Source organism: Paraburkholderia unamae, assembly GCF_003096875.1.
Taxonomy (GTDB): Bacteria; Pseudomonadota; Gammaproteobacteria; order Burkholderiales; family Burkholderiaceae; genus Paraburkholderia; species Paraburkholderia unamae.
On sequence record NZ_QEOB01000009.1, the window covers coordinates 368,031 to 385,146 of the forward strand.

Annotated in this window: 15 protein-coding genes; 7 read left to right on the forward strand and 8 right to left on the reverse strand. The window is 66.2% G+C overall.

Going from position 1 to position 17,116, the window contains the following annotated elements; genetic code table 11:
* Positions 1–75: 75 nt before the first annotated feature.
* A complete protein-coding gene (locus tag C7402_RS20835) occupies positions 76–2,199 on the forward strand; it encodes an NAD(+) synthase (protein ID WP_116611906.1) in 2,124 nt (707 codons plus the stop codon).
* Positions 2,200–2,274: 75 nt separating this feature from the next.
* Positions 2,275–2,613: a P-II family nitrogen regulator gene (locus C7402_RS20840; protein ID WP_028207721.1), complete on the forward strand. Its 339-nt coding sequence runs from the start codon at positions 2,275–2,277 to the stop codon at positions 2,611–2,613.
* Positions 2,614–2,820: 207 nt separating this feature from the next.
* Here C7402_RS20840 and C7402_RS20845 read toward each other — a convergent pair whose 3' ends face one another.
* The 5 genes from C7402_RS20845 to C7402_RS20865 form a co-directional block, all read right to left on the reverse strand.
* Positions 2,821–3,972 carry a porin gene (locus C7402_RS20845; RefSeq protein WP_112172646.1) on the reverse strand — a complete coding sequence of 384 codons (1,152 nt, stop codon included), beginning with the start codon at positions 3,970–3,972 and terminating at the stop codon, positions 2,821–2,823.
* A gap of 581 nt (positions 3,973–4,553) precedes the next feature.
* Complete coding sequence (locus C7402_RS20850) at positions 4,554–5,336, reverse strand: ABC transporter ATP-binding protein (protein WP_116611907.1); 783 nt, start codon at positions 5,334–5,336, stop codon at positions 4,554–4,556.
* A 19-nt stretch (positions 5,337–5,355) separates the two neighbouring features.
* A complete protein-coding gene (locus tag C7402_RS20855) occupies positions 5,356–6,078 on the reverse strand; it encodes an ABC transporter permease (protein ID WP_112172648.1) in 723 nt (240 codons plus the stop codon).
* A 19-nt stretch (positions 6,079–6,097) separates the two neighbouring features.
* The gene (locus C7402_RS20860; protein ID WP_112172680.1) at positions 6,098–6,787 is read right to left on the reverse strand and encodes an ABC transporter permease; all 690 of its coding nucleotides are present in this window, start codon (positions 6,785–6,787) and stop codon (positions 6,098–6,100) included.
* Positions 6,788–7,037: 250 nt separating this feature from the next.
* A complete protein-coding gene (locus C7402_RS20865) occupies positions 7,038–7,814 on the reverse strand; it encodes an ABC transporter substrate-binding protein (RefSeq protein WP_116611930.1) in 777 nt (258 codons plus the stop codon).
* Positions 7,815–8,235: 421 nt separating this feature from the next.
* Here C7402_RS20865 and C7402_RS20870 point away from each other — a divergent pair, with 421 nt between their 5' ends.
* Positions 8,236–8,934 (forward strand): pirin family protein, encoded by a 699-nt coding sequence (locus C7402_RS20870; protein ID WP_116611908.1) that lies wholly within the window; start codon positions 8,236–8,238, stop codon positions 8,932–8,934.
* A gap of 168 nt (positions 8,935–9,102) precedes the next feature.
* Here C7402_RS20870 and C7402_RS20875 read toward each other — a convergent pair whose 3' ends face one another.
* Positions 9,103–9,675 carry a Spy/CpxP family protein refolding chaperone gene (locus C7402_RS20875; RefSeq protein ID WP_112172650.1) on the reverse strand — a complete coding sequence of 191 codons (573 nt, stop codon included), beginning with the start codon at positions 9,673–9,675 and terminating at the stop codon, positions 9,103–9,105.
* Between the two features lie 234 nt (positions 9,676–9,909).
* Between C7402_RS20875 and C7402_RS20880 the strand changes: the two genes are divergently transcribed.
* Positions 9,910–10,641: a response regulator gene (locus C7402_RS20880; protein WP_112172651.1), complete on the forward strand. Its 732-nt coding sequence runs from the start codon at positions 9,910–9,912 to the stop codon at positions 10,639–10,641.
* Complete coding sequence (locus C7402_RS20885) at positions 10,625–11,941, forward strand: ATP-binding protein (protein ID WP_116611909.1); 1,317 nt, start codon at positions 10,625–10,627, stop codon at positions 11,939–11,941. Before C7402_RS20880 ends, C7402_RS20885 begins: the two co-directional genes overlap by 17 nt.
* A 125-nt stretch (positions 11,942–12,066) precedes the next feature.
* On the opposite strand, the gene C7402_RS20890 is transcribed toward C7402_RS20885, so the two are convergent.
* Positions 12,067–12,333 carry a double-stranded DNA-specific endonuclease gene (locus C7402_RS20890; RefSeq protein ID WP_112172653.1) on the reverse strand — a complete coding sequence of 89 codons (267 nt, stop codon included), beginning with the start codon at positions 12,331–12,333 and terminating at the stop codon, positions 12,067–12,069.
* A gap of 153 nt (positions 12,334–12,486) precedes the next feature.
* Positions 12,487–14,166 carry a sensor domain-containing diguanylate cyclase gene (locus C7402_RS20895; protein ID WP_112172654.1) on the reverse strand — a complete coding sequence of 560 codons (1,680 nt, stop codon included), beginning with the start codon at positions 14,164–14,166 and terminating at the stop codon, positions 12,487–12,489.
* Positions 14,167–14,814: 648 nt separating this feature from the next.
* On the opposite strand from C7402_RS20895, the gene C7402_RS20900 reads away from it, so the two are divergent.
* On the forward strand, positions 14,815–16,578 hold the full coding sequence (locus tag C7402_RS20900) for an ABC transporter permease (RefSeq protein WP_116611910.1): 1,764 nt from the start codon (positions 14,815–14,817) through the stop codon (positions 16,576–16,578).
* A 29-nt stretch (positions 16,579–16,607) separates the two neighbouring features.
* On the forward strand, positions 16,608–17,116 hold a 509-nt coding region (locus C7402_RS20905), incomplete at its 3' end, for an ABC transporter ATP-binding protein (RefSeq protein WP_116611911.1).

The window sequence follows — 17,116 nt, forward strand, 5'->3', positions numbered from 1 at the left end:
CATGCGGCGCGAACCCTGCGGCCCGAACGTCAGCGCGCGCCCCGTGCGCCGCGCGCCCGCCTCAAGGTTATCGAAATGAAAGAGCGCTTCTTCAATCTGTATACGCACGGCTTTGCGCGCGTGGCCGTGGGCATGCCCCGTTGCCGCGTGGCCGATCCCGCGTTCAACGCGAACGAAACGCTCGCGCTTGCGCGCGAGGCCGCCGCACAGGGCGCGGCGCTCGTCGCGTTTCCGGAGCTGGGCCTTTCGGCCTACACGTGCGACGACCTGTTCCATCAGCAAGCCCTGCTCGACGCCTGCGAGCACGCGCTCGCGCAGATCGTCGAAGCCTCGGCCGCGCTGCCGCTCGTGATGATCGTGGGCTTGCCCGTGCGCGTGGGCCACTCGCTCTTCAACTGCGCCGCCGTGGTCTCGGGCGGTCGCGTGGCGGGCGTCGTGCCGAAGAGCTATCTGCCGAACTACGGCGAATTCTACGAGCCGCGCCAGTTCAGCCCCGCCGATCACGCCAGCGCCGATACCGTGCGGCTCGCCGGCGCGCAGGTGCCGTTCGGCGCGTCGCTGCTGTTCGAGGTGCCGCAGGTCGCGGGCCTGCGCTTTCATGTGGAGATCTGCGAGGACGTCTGGGTGCCGATCCCGCCGTCGTCGTTCGCGGCGCTCGCGGGCGCTTCGGTGCTCGTCAATCTATCGGCCTCGAATGTCGTGGTGGGCAAGGCAGGCTACCGGCAACAGTTGGTGTCGCAACAATCGGCGCGCTGTCTCGCCGCGTATCTGTACACCTCGGCGGGCAAGGGCGAATCGACCACGGACATGGCCTGGGACGGTCACGCCCTCGTGTGCGAAAACGGCGAGCTGCTCGCGCAGTCGGAGCGTTTCTCCGACGACTCGCACCTCATTTACGCCGACATCGATCTCGCGCGCCTTCAGCAGGAGCGTATCCGCCAGACTACCTTCGGTGATTCCATTCGCCGCCATGCCGACGAAGTCGCGAAGTTTCGCGTGATCGCGTGCGAGGTCGCGGGCAAGCAGGCAGGCGAGGGCGCATGGCAGCGCGAAACGCTCGCGCTGTCGCGCCGCGTGGAGCGTTTCCCCTATGTGCCGGCCGATCCGAAGCGCCGCGACGAGCGCTGCAACGAGGTCTACAACATTCAGGTGCAGGCGCTCGTGCAGCGGCTTTCGCAGGCGGGCATCAAGAAGGTGGTGATCGGCGTGTCGGGCGGGCTCGACTCCACCCATGCGCTGCTCGTGTGCGCGAAGGCGATGGATCGCTTGAAGCTGCCGCGCGCGAACATCCTTGCCTACACCATGCCCGGCTTCGCGACGAGCGAGCGCACGCTGCGCCAGGCGCGCGAGCTGATGACGCTCGTGGGCTGCACGGCGCGCGAGATCGACATTCGCCAGAGCTGCATGCAGATGCTCGAAGACCTGGGCCATCCGTATTCGGAAGGCAAGGAAACCTACGACATCACTTTCGAAAACGTGCAGGCCGGCGAGCGCACGAACCACCTGTTCCGCCTCGCCAACTTCAATCACGCGATCGTGATCGGCACGGGCGACCTCTCGGAGCTGGCGCTCGGCTGGTGTACTTACGGCGTGGGCGATCACATGTCGCACTACAACGTGAACGCGAGCGTGCCCAAGACGCTCATCACGCACCTCGTGCGCTGGGTGGCCGAAACGGGCCAGATCGGCCAGAACGGGGAGAGCGGGCGTGACGTGCTCGAAGCGATTCTCGCGACCGACATCAGCCCGGAGCTGATTCCCGGCAAGTCCGATGGCGCGCCCGAGCAGAAGACCGAGAACACCATCGGACCGTACGAGCTACAGGACTTCAACCTGTACTACACGCTGCGCTTCGGCTTCGCGCCTTCGAAGGTCGCGTTCCTTGCGCGCCACGCGTGGGGCGATCGCGAAGCGGGGGCGTGGCCCGAGAACGCGAAGGTCGCGCGCAATCAGTACGATCTCGCGGCCATCAAGCGAAATCTGCGTATTTTCCTCGACCGCTTCTTCCGCCAGAGCCAGTTCAAGCGCACCTGCATACCGAACGCGCCGAAGGTCGGCTCGGGCGGCTCGCTCTCGCCGCGCGGCGACTGGCGCGCGCCGAGCGATTCGGAATCGGTCGTGTGGCTCGCCGATCTGGAGTGCGTACCCGACGAGGTCGGTGCGGCGAGCGCGGCGCCTGCGGGCAAGCCCTCGGCATGAGCGCGGGCCGCACAGCGTAGAATCCCCCTATATTCTGAAATTTTCGACAAATTCGATAACGAGACGAGGTCCGCCATGAAACGCATTACTGCCGTCATCAAACCGTTCAAGCTCGACGAAGTGCGCGAGGCGCTCGCCGAAGTGGGCCTCACGGGCCTGACCGTGACCGAGGTCAAGGGCTTCGGCCGCCAGAAGGGCCATACGGAGCTGTACCGCGGCGCCGAATACGTGGTTGATTTCCTGCCGAAGGTGAAGATCGAAGTGGTGGTCGCGAGCGACCAGGCCGACCAGGTGATCGACGCGATCATCGGCGCGGCGCGCACGGGCAAGATCGGCGACGGCAAGATTTTCGTGACCGACGTGGAGCGCGTGATCCGCATCCGCACGGGCGAAGAGAACGAAGCGGCCGTGTGAGGCCGCGCGCCTCGCGTCAGCGCCGCTGAAACACCCGTAGCACCTGAAGCACGCGAAGCACCAATAGAAAAGGGGACGGCGCCGCTCGCGCAGCCCGTCCCCGGAATAAAAAACGGTGCGATACCCTTGCGGACATCGCACCGATACGCGCCTCTCGCAGCAGCGTGAAAACGTTGATGTTGCTGTTCTGTCTACACTCGCTTCGAATTAGAACGAGTGCTGGATACCTGCGTACACGCCGGTCTGGCTGTGGCCCGGCAGCGGGTTGCCGGTTGCAGCCGACGTACCGAAGTTGTTGGCGTTCAGACCGAAGTTGGCCGTCTTGCTGTTCTGCACGGTGGCTGCCTGGATGTCGAGCAGCGTGCGCTTGGACAGGTTGTACGAGCCGCCGATCGTGTACATCGTGGCGTTGCCGCCGCCGTTGTTCGCGTTCACGTGGTAGACCGCGCCGATCAGCGCTGCCGCCGGCGTCATTTGCCACGTCACGCCGCCCCATTCGTGGTCGAGCGTGGTCGGCTGACCGATGATGCCCGGGTTCATGCCCGACGAACGGATGGCTTCATAGCCGCCCTGGATCTTGAACGCGCCGAGGAACACGTTGACCATGGCCATGTAGTCACGCGAGTACGCGAACACGCCCTGGCCGGTGTTGCCCGAGTTCACGCTGGTCGGGTCGTATGCGCCGCCGAGCTGGCCGTTGAGCGGGTTGCGGATTTCGTCATACAGGCCGCGGATCTGGAACAGCGAGCTCGTGTAGGTGAGTTGCAGGCCGGCTTCGCGGCCTTGCGGCGTCGTGCCGTTGCCGTTCCAGCTCGTTGCGTTCGAGAACGCGTACTGGCCGTACATGTCGAAGCCGTACCAGTTCGGCGACTGGTACGAAATGTTGTTGCTCGATTGCGGCCAGTTGCGGCCACGCACCATCGAAGCCGACGACCAGTTCGACTGACCGAACGGGTCGAAGTCCCAAATGCCGTTCGAGATGAACAGCATGCGGCCAAGCAGCAGGGTACCGAACTGGTCGTTCGCCATGCCGATGGTTGCCCAGCGATTCCAGAGAGAGCCGGCGGAGCCGAGCGAGCCGTTTGCGGTGCTGAAGCTGCCTTCCAGGTGGAACAGAACCTTGTTGCCGCCACCGATGTCTTCAACGCCCTTCATGCCCCAGAGGCTGGTGCCCCAGTAGCCGCTTTCGAGCTGAACCTGGCTCGTGCCGTGAGTTGCCGGACCCGTGCCGCCACCGGCACCGATGCCGTTCATATACGCCACACCCATGTCGAGGCGGCCATACAGCGTCACGCTGCTTTGCGCATGCGCGATCACGCCAGCCGACATCAGTGCTGCGGCGAGCAATACTTTCTTCATCTTCTCCTCCATACCCTGTCAAAGAGTCAACCTTAGTACTGCGAAAGAAGTCCGTGCGCTTGGCGGCGCTGCGAACAGAAATCGTCGCGTAAAGGGAGAATTACCCCGAGGACCGGCGTTACGGGCTGGTGCCGCTGCACGACCCGCGCCGGGTCGTCTTGCAGGTCCCCTGGTTGACTGGCATCTCCCGTTCTTTTTGAAGTGAAACTACTTTTAATGAACTTTGTTTTGCTACTTTGGTTACTAATTTAGCAAAAAAGGTCCGCGCTGGCGAACTAATTCGTGCGTGGCCCATGGGGTGTCGTCAAATTGCAATATGACCTTCCTGGATGGTGGTCAGAGAGGTACGACAAATGGATCAGAGGCCTTACGGAGTAAGGGACTCACGGTTGTTGACGGGCAAGGTTCAGGATTGCCACTATTGACGAACGATTTCACGAGGAGTAATGCGGAAATCGCTGTTTTTGCGCCGAAATCGGACGTTTTTTGCGGGGCGGAGAAGAAAAAAGAAAAGGCGCTGTAAGCGCCTTGTAAAACTACTTTTACTACATCGCCGTAGGGTGGCGATCCTTAAGGTCGTCTTACTTGAGGCTGCCTGAAAGGAACTGGCGCAGGCGCTCACTCTTCGGATTGCCGAAGACTTCGGCGGGCTGGCCTTCTTCTTCCACGCGCCCCTGGTGCAGGAACATCACGTGATTCGAAACGTTGCGCGCGAAACCCATTTCGTGGGTGACCACAATCATCGTGCGGCCTTCCTCGGCGAGCTTCTGCATGACCTTGAGCACTTCGCCCACGAGCTCGGGGTCGAGCGCCGAGGTCGGCTCGTCGAACAGCATGACGTCGGGGTGCATGGCGAGCGCGCGGGCAATCGCCACGCGCTGCTGCTGGCCGCCCGAGAGGTGCGACGGATATTGCGTCTCCACGCGCGGCGCGAGACCGACCTTCTCCAGATAGGTGCGCGCACGGTCTTCGGCTTCCTTGCGCGACAGGCCCAGCACGTGCACCGGCGCCTCGATCACGTTTTCGAGCACCGACATGTGCGACCACAGGTTGAAGTGCTGGAACACCATCGCGAGCTTGGTGCGCACGCGCTGGAGCTGCTTCGCGTCGGCCGCGTGCAGCGCGCCGGAGCGCTTGTCCACGCGCGTGGCGACTTCCTCGCCGTCCACCACGATGCGGCCTTCGTTGGGCTGCTCGAGGAAGTTGATGCAACGCAGCATCGTGCTCTTGCCCGAGCCCGACGAGCCGATCACGCTGATCACGTCGCCGGCATTGGCCTTCAGGGACACGCCCTTCAAGACTTCGTTGTCGCCGTACTTCTTGTGGATGGAGTCGACGAACAGCTTCTGCTTCTGGGAATTCATCTGTTTACCTCTAGCGGGCTCACTTGCCTTGCGGTCGCAGGTATGCGAGCCAGCGGCGCTCGGCGCGGCGGAACAGCCACACGAGCGTGAAAGAAATGATCAGGTACAGCAGGGCGGCGATGCCGAACGCGCCGAACGACTGGTAGGTCGCCGAGTTCACGTCGCGCGCGATCTTCAGGATGTCGGGCACGGTGGCCGTGAACGCCACGGTCGTCGCGTGCAGCATCAGGATGACTTCGTTGCTGTAGTAGGGCAGCGCGCGGCGCAGCGCCGAAGGCAGGATCACGCGGCGATACAGCGTGAATTGCGACATGCCGTAGGCGCGCGCGGCCTCGATCTCGCCGTAGGGCGTCGCCTTGATCGCGCCGGCGAAGATTTCGGTGGTGTACGCACAGGTGTTGAGCGTGAACGCGAGCAGCGTGCAGTTCATGCCGCTACGGAAGAACGCGCTCGTGAGTTCGTGGTTGCGCACGACCTCCAGGCTGTAGAGGCCCGTGTAGCAGAGCAGCAACTGCACGTAGAGCGGCGTGCCGCGGAAGATATACGTGTAGAGCCACACCAGCCCGGCGAGCCACTTCTTCTTCGACACGCGCGCCACGGCGAGCGGCACCGAGAGGCAGAAGCCGAGCCCGATCGAGATGACGAGCAGCCACAGCGTGATGGCCACGCCGCTGAAGTGGTAGCCGTCGGAGTAGAGATAGTTGCGCCAGTACTGCTGGATCAGTTGGACGAAGTCTTGCATGGTCTTGGCCTCGCGCGATTCAGAGATCCGCCTTGCGCACACCGGTGGAGTAGCGCTTGTCGAGATACATCAGCACGAAGTTGGAGACCGTGGTGATGACGAGATAGATCGCGCCGGCGAGCAGCGTGAAGAAGAAGAAGCGCAGCGTGCCCTTGCCGGCGTCCTGGCTGGCCTTCACGACGTCGGCGAGACCGATGATCGAGACGAGCGCCGTGGACTTCACGAGCACCTGCCAGTTGTTGCCGATGCCGGGCAGGGCGAAGCGCATCATCTGCGGGAACATGACGCGCGTGAACACCTGCCAGTTCGTCATGCCGTAGGCGTGGCCCGCTTCGAGCTGGCCGCGCGGCACGGCGAGAAACGCGCCGCGGAAGGTCTCGGTGAAGTACGCGCCGTAGATGAAGCCGAGCACGACCACGCCCGCGAGGAACGGGTCGATGTCGATCTGATCCCAGCCGAGCATGTCGGTGAGATTGTTCAGCCAGATCTGGATGCTGTAGAAGAGCAGCAGCATCAGCACGAGATCGGGCACGCCGCGAATGAGCGTGGTGTAGAGCGTGCCCGCGCCGGAAGCGACGCGGTTTTTGGAGAGCTTCGCCGCCGCGCCGATCAGCCCGAGCACGAACGAGAGCACGAGCGACAGCACGGCGAGCTTGACGGTCTGCCAGGTGCCGGCGAGGATCAGCGGGCCGTAGCCTTGAAGAAACATGGGCGAGTCCTTGACGGGGCGCTTCTCGCGCACCGCGAAAGGCGCGGCGCTGCTCTGCCGCGGTTCAAATCCGTACATGGGCGCGCGGGGGCTCTTGCCGGTTCGCGCGCCGCCGATGTCATTGCGCTCGTGAGCGCGCCTGTGACTGTATACGAAGCCCGGCAGGGGTCCATCGGGGCTTTCATGCGTCGTGGCGCGAGGCGCGAGCGGTGATGTCTCGTGGTTTATTTACCTGCGTGTGCGTTCCCGTTCACTTGCCTTTGTAGATGTCGAAGTCGAAATACTGCTTCGCGATCCTGTCGAACGTGCCGTCGGCATGAATCGCGGCGAGCGCCGTGTTGAACTTCGCCTTCAGGTCGGCGTCATCCTTGCGCAATCCGATCGCGGTGCCGTCGCCGATCGTCGCCGGATCTTCCACTTCCGGGCCCGCCCACGCGAAGCCCTTGCCGCGCGGCGTTTTCAGGAAGCCGAAATCCGCCTGGACCTCGTCTTGCAGCGTGGCGTCGAGGCGTCCGGCGATCAGATCCTGGTAGACCTGATCCTGATTCTGGTACGAGACCACGTTCACGCCCTGCGGCGCCCAGTGCGCCTTCGCATACGCTTCCTGGGTCGAGCCCTGCTCGACGCCCACGTTCTTGCCCTTGAGCGAGGCGGGCGTGGGCAGGAGCGGCGAGCCTTTGCGCGCGAGCATGCGTGCGGGCGCATCGAACATCTTCGCGGAGTAGTCGATTTGCTGGGCGCGCTGCGGCGTAATGGTCAGCGACGAGACGATCGCGTCGAACTTGCGGGCCTTGAGCGCCGGGATGATGCCGTCGAGGTCGTTCTCGACCCAGACGCACTTCACGTTCATGCGCGCGCACAGCGCTTTCGTGAGGTCGACATCGAAGCCGACGATCTGGCCGTCGGGCGCTTTGGACTCGAACGGCGCATAGCTGGCGTCCACGCCGATGCGCACGGTTTTCCACTCTTTGGCGGCGGCGCTCCCCGCGATCAGGGCGAGCGCCACGCACACTGCGAACTTCTTCATCATTCTCCTGATACGGGCGGCGCGGCGCTCCGGGTGGCGCGCGGCCGGCGCAAGGCGGCCCGGCTCGTGGCCGTTGGCCGCCATTCTAGGCGATCAAAAATGCGGGTCGGAGGCGCGATGCGCTCCGGCACCCCGGCGGCCTGCGCAACGCGCCGGGCGCGTCGTCAGTCTCGCCGGCAGCGCGCAATGGCGGGACGGGGTATCCGTCCTGGGGGTGTTCCCCCTGAGCCTCAGGCTCGCGCTGGCCGAAAAGCGCGGTATTTTACCCGAAGCGGGAGGGTGCGCCAGTCTGACGGAGGGCGATGGCGGTGGTGCAGCCCATTGATGTTGCTGGCGAAACGATCCGGTGCGCCGTTGCGGATTGTGCTGGCGGGCCGCCGCCCTTACCTTCGGACATCGACTTGATTGAGCGGAGAACGCCATGCTGACCATCCGACACGCCAACGAACGCGGCCACGCCAACCACGGCTGGCTCGACTCGTATCACAGCTTTTCGTTTGCCGACTATTTCGACGAAGCGCATATGCATTACGGCGCGCTGCGCGTGCTCAACGACGACCGCATCGCGGGCGGCCAGGGTTTCGGCGCGCACGGCCACCGCGACATGGAGATCGTCACTTACGTGCTTTCGGGCGCGCTCGCGCACCGCGACAGCATGGGCAACGGCTCGACCATCCGCCCCGGCGACGTACAGCGCATGAGCGCCGGCACGGGGGTAATGCATAGCGAATTCAACGGCTCGAAGGACGAGGAGGCGCACCTGCTGCAAATCTGGCTGCTGCCGCGCGAGCGCGGCGGGGCGCCCGGCTACGAGGAAAAGCGCTTCGACGACGCCGACAAGCGCGGCCGCCTGCGTCTCATCGCTTCGCCCGACGGCCGCGACGGCTCGGTGACGGTGCGGTCGGACGCCTCGATCTTCGCGGCGCTGGTGGACGGCGAGGAGCGCATCGAGCACGCGGTGCCCGCCGGGCGGCGGGTGTACCTGCACGTGGCGCGCGGTGCGCTGGAGGTGAACGGCCAGCGCCTCGAAGCCGGCGACGCCGCGTTGATCGAAGCCGAGCCGGGTGTGACGCTCGCGGGCGGCGAAGCGGCCGAAGTGCTGCTGTTCGACCTCGCCTGATTACCTGGGCGCAGCGGGCGGGGTGGGCGCAGCGGTCCCGGCCGGGCCGCCGCCGCGCTTGCCAGAGGGCCGTCGCGTTCGCCATGAAAAAAGCGCCGCGGGATGCGAATCCCGCGGCGCTTTGCCGCATTGGCGCGCCGCCCGCAGGCGGCGCGTTTGCCGCACGCCTTACTGCGGCGCGGCCGGCGCCGATGCGCCGCCCTTGTGGTGCTGCTCCCAGCGTTCGCGCATCTTCTCGTGGCGCTGCTCCATCTTCGCGAAGCGCTCCTTGATCGCCGAGCTCACGGTCGTCTTCTGCTGGTCGTTCAGGCCGTTGTAGAAGGCGAGCCACGCCTGCGTGGTCTGCTCGCGCAGTTGCTGGTTCTGCTGCTCGACCTGCTCGTGCGCCGTGTGCATGGCGTTCAGGTCGAGGATCGGCTGGTTCTTCATCGAATCGAACTGCTGCTTCATCTGTTCATGATTCTTGCGCATGGCCTCGCCGTTCTGCTTCATCGTGTCGAGCGCGGCCTGCCATTGCTTTTCCTGTGCGGCGTTCAGATTCAGCTTGTCGTGCAGCTTCTTGAAGCCGAGCATGAAGTCGCCGTGCATGCCGGGGCCGCCGTGCATGCCCGGACCGCCGTGCATCATGCCGGGGCCGCCCGGGGGCGGCGGCGGGGTTTGGGCGTTGGCGGCGGTGGCGCCCACGGTGAGCGCGAGCGAGGCGGCGGCGATGGCGAGAAGGCGCGAAGTCGTCTTGTACATGGTGATGCTCCTGACAAATCCATGAGGGTTTTATCCGGTCTGGCGCGGCGCCTGGATCAAGTGGTGGCGCTCGCAACCGGTGTCCCTAGCGTATCGGCCCGGCGGGTGCCGCGTGTTACCGCACCGCACGCCGTCATTACGCGACATTACACACGCCTTTCGCCGTAACACCTGGTAACTCAGGTGGCAGGCCTGTAAGCAAACGCCACCTGCGCGCGCGTTACACTTCGATCCATGGCTACTCAAATCCTTGTCGTCGACGACGACCTCGAACTACGCGACCTCCTGCGCGACTATCTGGCGCGCCAGGGCATGGAAGTCTCGGTGCTGCACGACGCCAGCTCGCTGGAGCGGCGGCTCGAGCGCGAGCGCCCGGACCTGATCGTGCTCGACCTGATGATGCCGGGTGTGGACGGCCTCACCGCGCTGCGCAAGCTGCGCGCGGCGGGCGACGACATCCCCGTCATCATGCTCACGGCGCGCGCGGACGACGTGGACCGCATCGTCGGTCTGGAACTCGGCGCGGACGACTATCTCGGCAAGCCGTTCAACCCGCGCGAACTGCTCGCGCGCGTGCAGGCCGTGTTGCGCCGGCGCCGCACGCTGCCCTCGGCGGCCGCGCCCGAGCAGCGCGAGCCGTACTCGTTCGGCCGCTTCACGCTCGACTTCCAGTCGCGCACGCTGCAACAGGAAGGCAAGCCGATCATGCTGTCGGGCAGCGAATTCGCGCTCCTCAAGATCTTCGTGAACCACCCCATGCGCACGCTCACGCGCGAGCGCCTGCTGGAATTGCTGCACGGTCCCGAGTACGACGGCACCGACCGCGGCATCGACGTGCAGGTGTGGCGTCTGCGCCGCATTCTCGAATCCGACCCGTCCACGCCGCGCTTCATCCAGACCGTGCGCGGGCGCGGCTATGTGTTCGTGCCCGATGGAGAGCAGGGCAACCATGCGCCGGCCGGTTGATTCGCTGTTCGGGCGGCTCGCGCTGCTTTTCATCGGCGTCCTGCTGATTTCGCACGTCGCCTGGTTCGCCCTGATGCGCCTCGAGCGCAACCAGATGCAAACGCGCTACGCCGTCGAGGAAGCCACCTTCCTCGTCGACGCGGTGCGCCAGCACGTCGCGCGCGAGCCCGGCACGCCGCTGCCTTCGCGTGTGAAGCTCGTCGACCCGGCCAGCGCTGAAGTGCCGGCCGTGAGCGACACCATGCCCGAGCCGCTGCGCCGTTTCATCGACGATGTGCGCGACCGCATGCCGCCCGGCACCGACGTGCGCGCCGGGCCGCCCGGCCGGCCGCCCACGCTCTGGGTGCGCGGCCCGCAGGACGCGTTCTGGATCGTGGTGCCCGGCCAGCCGCTGCGCATCATGCGCCCGCTCGACAAGCTCGTACCGTGGTTCGTCATCATTTTCGCGGCGGCGGTGATCGCCGCGCTCGTGGCCGCGTGGATGCTCCAGCAGCCGTTGCGCGCGCTCGCCCAGGGCGTGGGACGCTTCGGCCGCGGCGAGCCGGTGCCGCCCGTGCCCGAGCGCGGGCCGCGCGAGTTGCGCCAGCTCACGCGCGGCTTCAACCAGATGGTCAAGGAAGTCGAGCGCACCGAGAAAGACCGCGCCGTTATGCTGGCGGGCGTCGCGCACGACCTCAAGACGCCGCTTGCGCGGCTGCGCCTGCGCGCCGAGATGATGGACGAGCAGAAGGTGCGCGACGGCGTGGTGCGCGACGTCGAGTCGATGGCGCATATCGTCGACCAGTTCCTCGTGTTCGCGCACGACGGCGCCGACCGCAGCGAGCCCGTCGAGGTCGACGACCAGTGCGAGCGCATCGTGCGCAACTACCGCACGGTGGGCGGCGCGTCGATCGCGATCCAGACGCGCCTGCGCGCGGGGCCGGAGTTTCGTTTGCCGGCCGCCACGCTCGAGCGCGTGGTCTCGAACCTGCTCGACAACGCCCATGCGTATGGCGCGCCGCCCGTCGTGATCGAGAGCGAGCGCGGCGCCGACGGCTTTTCGCTCACGGTGCGCGACCACGGTACGGGCATCCCGGACCAGGATCTCACGCAGGCGAGCCGGCCCTTCGTGCGGCTCGACCCCGCGCGCGGCGGCAACGGCCACAGCGGTCTCGGGCTCGCGATCGTCGAGCGTCTCGTGCGCCGCGCGGGCGGCGAGCTTGCCATCGGCAACGGCGAAAGCGGCGGCCTCGCCGTGCGCATGACGTTCGCGTTCGACGTGGTGGCCCGCACCGTGTCGGAAGCGGCGCAGGTCTGGTAAAGCCGGGTCGGGTGGGTAGCGGGGCCAGCGCCGCAAGGGGCGCGGCTTCGCGAGGCGGGGAGCGGGGCGGGCCGAACTAGCCAAGGGCGCCGTAATCACGGCGCCGAATGAGAGGCCTGGCGGCTTCAGGCCGTGAAAAGCGTGTCGAGCGCGGCGGCGGCCTCGCTGTCAACCGTGTTGTAGGTCACGCTGCCGGCCTCGAAGATGTAGTGCGTCGTGTACTTGCCGAGGCGGGCAAGAATCTCTTCCTGAATCAACTCGGGCGTGGCGTCGAGCTTCAGATACCACGCGGTCGATGACAGGCGCGTCTGGAACGCGCCGTACTCGACCATCAACTGGTCGAACGCGATCGCATCCTGATCGCGGCAGACAATGACCAGATTTCCCTTCATGCATGCCTCCAGATTTTGTGCGGAACACCGAGATGGCGCGGCGGCTTCATGCGCTTCGCGTGAAGCCGCGCACACCGTTCGTTCCATGATACCGCGCCTCGTCCTTCTGGCCGGGCGAGTCCCGCAAGCGCGCGCGGACCTGGGCGTCGCGAGTCACCAGGTCGGCGCGGCCGTGCGCGGCGGCACGACGCCTTCGCCGGTCAGGGCTTCGCAACGGTCGCGCCCGGCCGCCTTGGCCATGTAGAGCGCGAGATCGGCGCGGCTCATCAGGCGCTCGGGCTGGTCCTGCGCGGCGGCGAGTTCGGTCACGCCGATGCTCACGCTCACGCTCGCCTCCTCGGGCAGTTCCGCGCAGATGCGCATGCCCACCTGCTGGCGCAGGCGGTCGAGGACGGCGAGGCCCGTGGCGAGCGAGGTCGCGGGCAGGAGGATGCCGAATTCCTCGCCGCCGAGGCGCCCGACCGCGTCGTCCGCGCGCAGCTCGGAGCGGCACGTCTGCACGAAATGCTGGAGCGCGCGGTCGCCCGCCGGGTGGCCGAAGCGGTCGTTGATCTGCTTGAAGTAGTCGAGGTCGGCGATCGCCATGCACAGCGGCTTGCCCGCCGCATAGGCTGCGTCGATCTCGCGGCGCAGCAGGTCGAGGAAGTAGCGCCGCGAGAGCGCGCCGGTCAGCGCGTCGTGGCGCGCCTCGGCTGCGAGCAGCGCGTTGGCGTCCTGCAACTGCTCCGCGAGATCGCGGCTCGCGCGGTGCAGGCGTTTCTCGCGCACCCACGACACCGTGATCACCGCCGCGAGTGCGGCCGTGCCCGCCAACGTGAGGAAGATGAGGAGCCGGTTGCGCTGGTGGTTCGCGAGCAGCTCGGGCCACGCATTGACCGGGTCCACGAGATGGGCGGAGAGCCCCGAGTTCAGCCCGCCGCGTTGCTCGTAGAGCGCGGGGGCCCGGTGGCCCGGCAGCTCGACCATCTGCGCGGCTTGGGTGTGCGGCAGCCACGGCGCTTCGCGCGTCGCGGCCTGCGCGGCCGATTGCAGACCGAGCGTAGAAAAGCGCTCGCGCAGGTAGGTGTTCACGCGGTCCACCGCATTCATTTCGGCGACGTGCGAGCCGGGCAGGGCGCGGCCTTCCAGCGCGCTGTCATGGGCCATGATGACGACGCCGTTGCTGTCCGCGACGAAGGTGCCCGGATGGGTGACCCAGTGGCGCAGCCGCGCGATGCTGACCTTCGCGACCACGGCGCCGACCAGCAGGCCTTCGTCATAAACGGGCGCGGCGACGAAAATGCCCGGTTCGCCGCTTGCCGTGCCCACGCCATAGGCTTCCGAAAACGCGCCGAGCAGCGTGTCGTTCAAGTACGCGCGCGGGCGCATGTCCACGCCCACATAGGAGATTTGCTCGAGCGCATTGCTCGACGCGATGCAGATCCCGTTCCCGTTCACGAGCCAGATTGCGTCGAGCCCGGAGAAGCCTTGCGCGTCGTGGAGGAAGCGGTCGACGGCGGCCAGTTGCGGCACCGCTTGCAGTTCCTTGCGCCGCGCCAGTTCCGTCGAGTCGTGCGACGCGGCATAATGCGCGGCCTCGGTGAGCGCTTGCTGGACTACGCGGGTTTCGGCCATGGTCGCCGGAATGGCGCGCGACATCGCCAGGTCGCTCGCGATCACTTCGGCCATGTTGTCCACGACCGAGCGCGTCATCTGGCGTTGTGCGTTGAGCGCGGCCACGAACTCCTGGCGGACCATGCGGTCCGCGATCCAGTCGGCCGCCGCCCAGCAGACGAGCGCGACCACCAGGACCCCGATGGGTCCGGCTGCCTGACGCAAGAGTCTCCTGTTCATCGGCCTTCTGATTCGTGAGTGGGCATTGAGGCGTGGAGCCGGCGCCTGTGGCGTCGGAGCGCCGCCGTCGGCGCGAGTCGATTTTACCCCTCGAACGGCGCCGGCGATCCCGCTCTCGTAGCCGCGCAGCGGCGTTGTGGCGCGGCGAGCGCAGGCGGCGGCGCGTGGACAGATCGCTAACATGCAAGCGGCATGCCGTGCGCGTGGACTTGCGCGCCCTGGCGGGCGTCGCGAACCCTTCGCGCATGAGCGTCGCGTGGTGGCCAACTGATGGCCGGGTTGTGGCGCGCAAGCGACGTTTGAGGTCCGCTGACGAATGCCGGCTGGCGTTTGCGGCCGCCATGATGCAGGCGTGCCGGCGTTGTGTCATCACGGCGTCATCGATGTGTCATCACGATGTCGTGCGGATGCCGCGCGCGTGTTGCGCTGGAAGCTCTCCAGAAGGCCTGCGAAAGCGCCGCGAAAGCCCGTGTGACGGGGATTTCACGCTGCCCCGGGCGCGGTTGTGCCTGTCATGAAGGTTGTAGTAGTGTCGTGCCGTTTTCATCGAGGCAAGCATGCGGCGGCCAGCCCGGCCGTCGTCAGAGCGTCGGTGGCGCGAGCGCTTTTTTGTCTGCTTATCTGAATCCCGCCGCGGAGGGCGTCTGAATGGAGTTCGGCTTCAACCTGAACCGCACGGCCAACGCTTCGGCGTGGCGCGTGCTGCCCAATCGCTGGGATTTCGTGGCGTTCCCGCTCATGATCGGCCTGATCGCGATGGCGGCCGTGGGCTTTCACGAAACGATGGCGCCCATTGCCACGCTGAAGGCGCAGCCCATCTCGCTCGATCCGGCGAACCTGCCCGAGTACGCCATGCGCACCACGCTGCGCATGCTCGCGGCGATGGTGGCCTCGCTCATCTTTACGCTGGTGTACGGCACGCTCGCGGCGAAGAGCCGCCGCGCGGGCCAGCTGCTCGTGCCGATTCTCGACATCCTTCAGTCGGTGCCGGTGCTCGGCTACATCTCATTCACGGTCACGTTCTTTCTCGCGCTGTTTCCGTCGCGCGTCCTCGGGGCCGAGCTTGCGGCGATCTTCGCGATCTTCACGAGCCAGGCCTGGAACATGACGTTCAGCTTCTACCAGTCGCTGCGCACGGTGCCGCGCGACCTGGACGAAGTCTCGCGCGGCTTTCACCTGACCGCATGGCAGCGTTTCTGGAAGCTCGAAGTGCCGTTCTCGCTGCCGGGCCTCATCTGGAACATGATGATGTCGATGTCGGGCGGCTGGTTCTTCGTGGTGGCCTCCGAGGCGATCACGGTGGGCAACAACACGATCACGCTCCCGGGCGTCGGCGCGTATCTGGCCCAGGCGATCTCGGAAAAGAACCTGCACGCCGTGGGCTGGGTGATTCTCGCGATGGTGGTGGTGATTCTCGCCTATGACCAGTTCCTGTTCCGCCCGCTGGTGGCGTGGGCCGACAAGTTCCGCATGGAGAACACGAGCTCGGGCGACGCGCCGGAGTCGTGGCTGCTCGACCTGATCCGCCGCACCCACCTCATTCATCAACTGCTCGTGCCGCTTGGCTGGCTGCTCGCCAAAACGGCGCGCATCCCGCTGAAACTGCCGTCGTTCCCGAACATCTCGCGTGCCGCGCCGCTCCCGGCCGGCCGGCGCGACTTGCGCGCGCGTATCAGCGACGCCGTGTGGGCCGTGCTCGTGATCGCGCTGACCGTGTTCGTGGTGTGGCGCGTGGTGGCCTACGTGCGCACGGGCGTGACGCTCGACGAAGTCTGGCATGTGCTCGTGCTCGGCCTCATCACGCTCCTGCGTGTGGCGTTGCTGATCGCCGTCGCCTCGGTCATCTGGGTGCCGCTCGGCGTGCTGATCGGCTTGCGCCCCGCGCTCGCCGAGAAGGTTCAACCGCTCGCCCAGTTCCTCGCCGCGTTCCCGGCCAACCTGCTGTTCCCGGTGTTCGTGATCGTGATCGTGCGCTTTCACCTGAACCCTGACATCTGGCTGTCACCGCTGATCGTGCTCGGCACGCAGTGGTATATCCTGTTCAACGTGATTGCCGGAGCCAGCGCCTATCCGAACGACTACAAGGAAGCGGCGAAGAACTTCCATATCCGTGGCTGGCAGTGGTGGCGCCAGGCCATGCTGCCGGGCATCTTCCCGTACTACGTCACGGGCGCCATCACGGCTTCGGGCGGCGCGTGGAACGCGAGCATCGTCTCCGAATTCGTGCAGTGGGGCGACACCAAGGTCGTCGCGCACGGTCTCGGCGCGTATATCGCGCAGATGACGGCGGCCGGCGACTATCCGAAGATCATTCTCGGCATTGCCGTGATGTCGCTGTTCGTCACGCTGTTCAACCGCGTGATCTGGCGCCCGATGTACACCTACGCCGAGTCCCGTCTGCGGCTCGACTGAACGAACAACGAAGGATCGAAGGTAACGCGATGCAAAACCCCAAGACGCTGAGCGCCGCGCACGGCGATGTGCAGACGGCCCCGAACCCGCCGCGCCTCGGCGCTGAAATCCTGAACGTGAAGGACGTGTGCCGGGGCTTCAACAAGTCCCAGGGCGAACTGCTCGTGCTCGACGACGCCAACCTCCAGCTTCGCGAGGGTGAGATCGTCGGGCTGCTCGGCCGTTCGGGTTCGGGCAAGTCCACGCTGCTGCGCATCATCGCGGGCCTGATCTCGCCGACTTCCGGCGACGTCACCTGGCGCGGCAAGCCGCTCGATGGCCCGGCCGAGGGCGTGGCGATGGTGTTCCAGACGTTCGCGCTGTTCCCGTGGCTCACGGTGCTGCAAAACGTGGAAGCGGGCCTCGAAGCGCAGGGCGTGGGGGCGCGCGAGCGTCGCGAGCGGGCGCTGGCGGCGATCGACCTGATCGGTCTGGACGGCTTCGAAAACGCCTACCCGCGCGAGCTTTCCGGCGGCATGCGCCAGCGCGTGGGTTTCGC

Bases quoted from the DNA above. Each gene is read 5' to 3' on its own strand.
- C7402_RS20900 (WP_116611910.1), top strand. From the start codon at position 14,815: ATGGAGTTCGGCTTCAACCTGAACCGCACGGCCAACGCTTCGGCGTGG.
- C7402_RS20840 (WP_028207721.1), top strand. From the start codon at position 2,275: ATGAAACGCATTACTGCCGTCATCAAACCGTTCAAGCTCGACGAAGTG.
- C7402_RS20855 (WP_112172648.1), bottom strand. From the start codon at position 6,078: ATGCAAGACTTCGTCCAACTGATCCAGCAGTACTGGCGCAACTATCTC.
- C7402_RS20895 (WP_112172654.1), bottom strand. From the start codon at position 14,166: ATGAACAGGAGACTCTTGCGTCAGGCAGCCGGACCCATCGGGGTCCTG.
- C7402_RS20885 (WP_116611909.1), top strand. From the start codon at position 10,625: ATGCGCCGGCCGGTTGATTCGCTGTTCGGGCGGCTCGCGCTGCTTTTC.
- C7402_RS20845 (WP_112172646.1), bottom strand. From the start codon at position 3,972: ATGAAGAAAGTATTGCTCGCCGCAGCACTGATGTCGGCTGGCGTGATC.
- C7402_RS20880 (WP_112172651.1), top strand. From the start codon at position 9,910: ATGGCTACTCAAATCCTTGTCGTCGACGACGACCTCGAACTACGCGAC.
- C7402_RS20850 (WP_116611907.1), bottom strand. From the start codon at position 5,336: ATGAATTCCCAGAAGCAGAAGCTGTTCGTCGACTCCATCCACAAGAAG.
- C7402_RS20865 (WP_116611930.1), bottom strand. From the start codon at position 7,814: ATGAAGAAGTTCGCAGTGTGCGTGGCGCTCGCCCTGATCGCGGGGAGC.
- C7402_RS20870 (WP_116611908.1), top strand. From the start codon at position 8,236: ATGCTGACCATCCGACACGCCAACGAACGCGGCCACGCCAACCACGGC.
- C7402_RS20860 (WP_112172680.1), bottom strand. From the start codon at position 6,787: ATGTTTCTTCAAGGCTACGGCCCGCTGATCCTCGCCGGCACCTGGCAG.
- C7402_RS20875 (WP_112172650.1), bottom strand. From the start codon at position 9,675: ATGTACAAGACGACTTCGCGCCTTCTCGCCATCGCCGCCGCCTCGCTC.
- C7402_RS20835 (WP_116611906.1), top strand. From the start codon at position 76: ATGAAAGAGCGCTTCTTCAATCTGTATACGCACGGCTTTGCGCGCGTG.
- C7402_RS20890 (WP_112172653.1), bottom strand. From the start codon at position 12,333: ATGAAGGGAAATCTGGTCATTGTCTGCCGCGATCAGGATGCGATCGCG.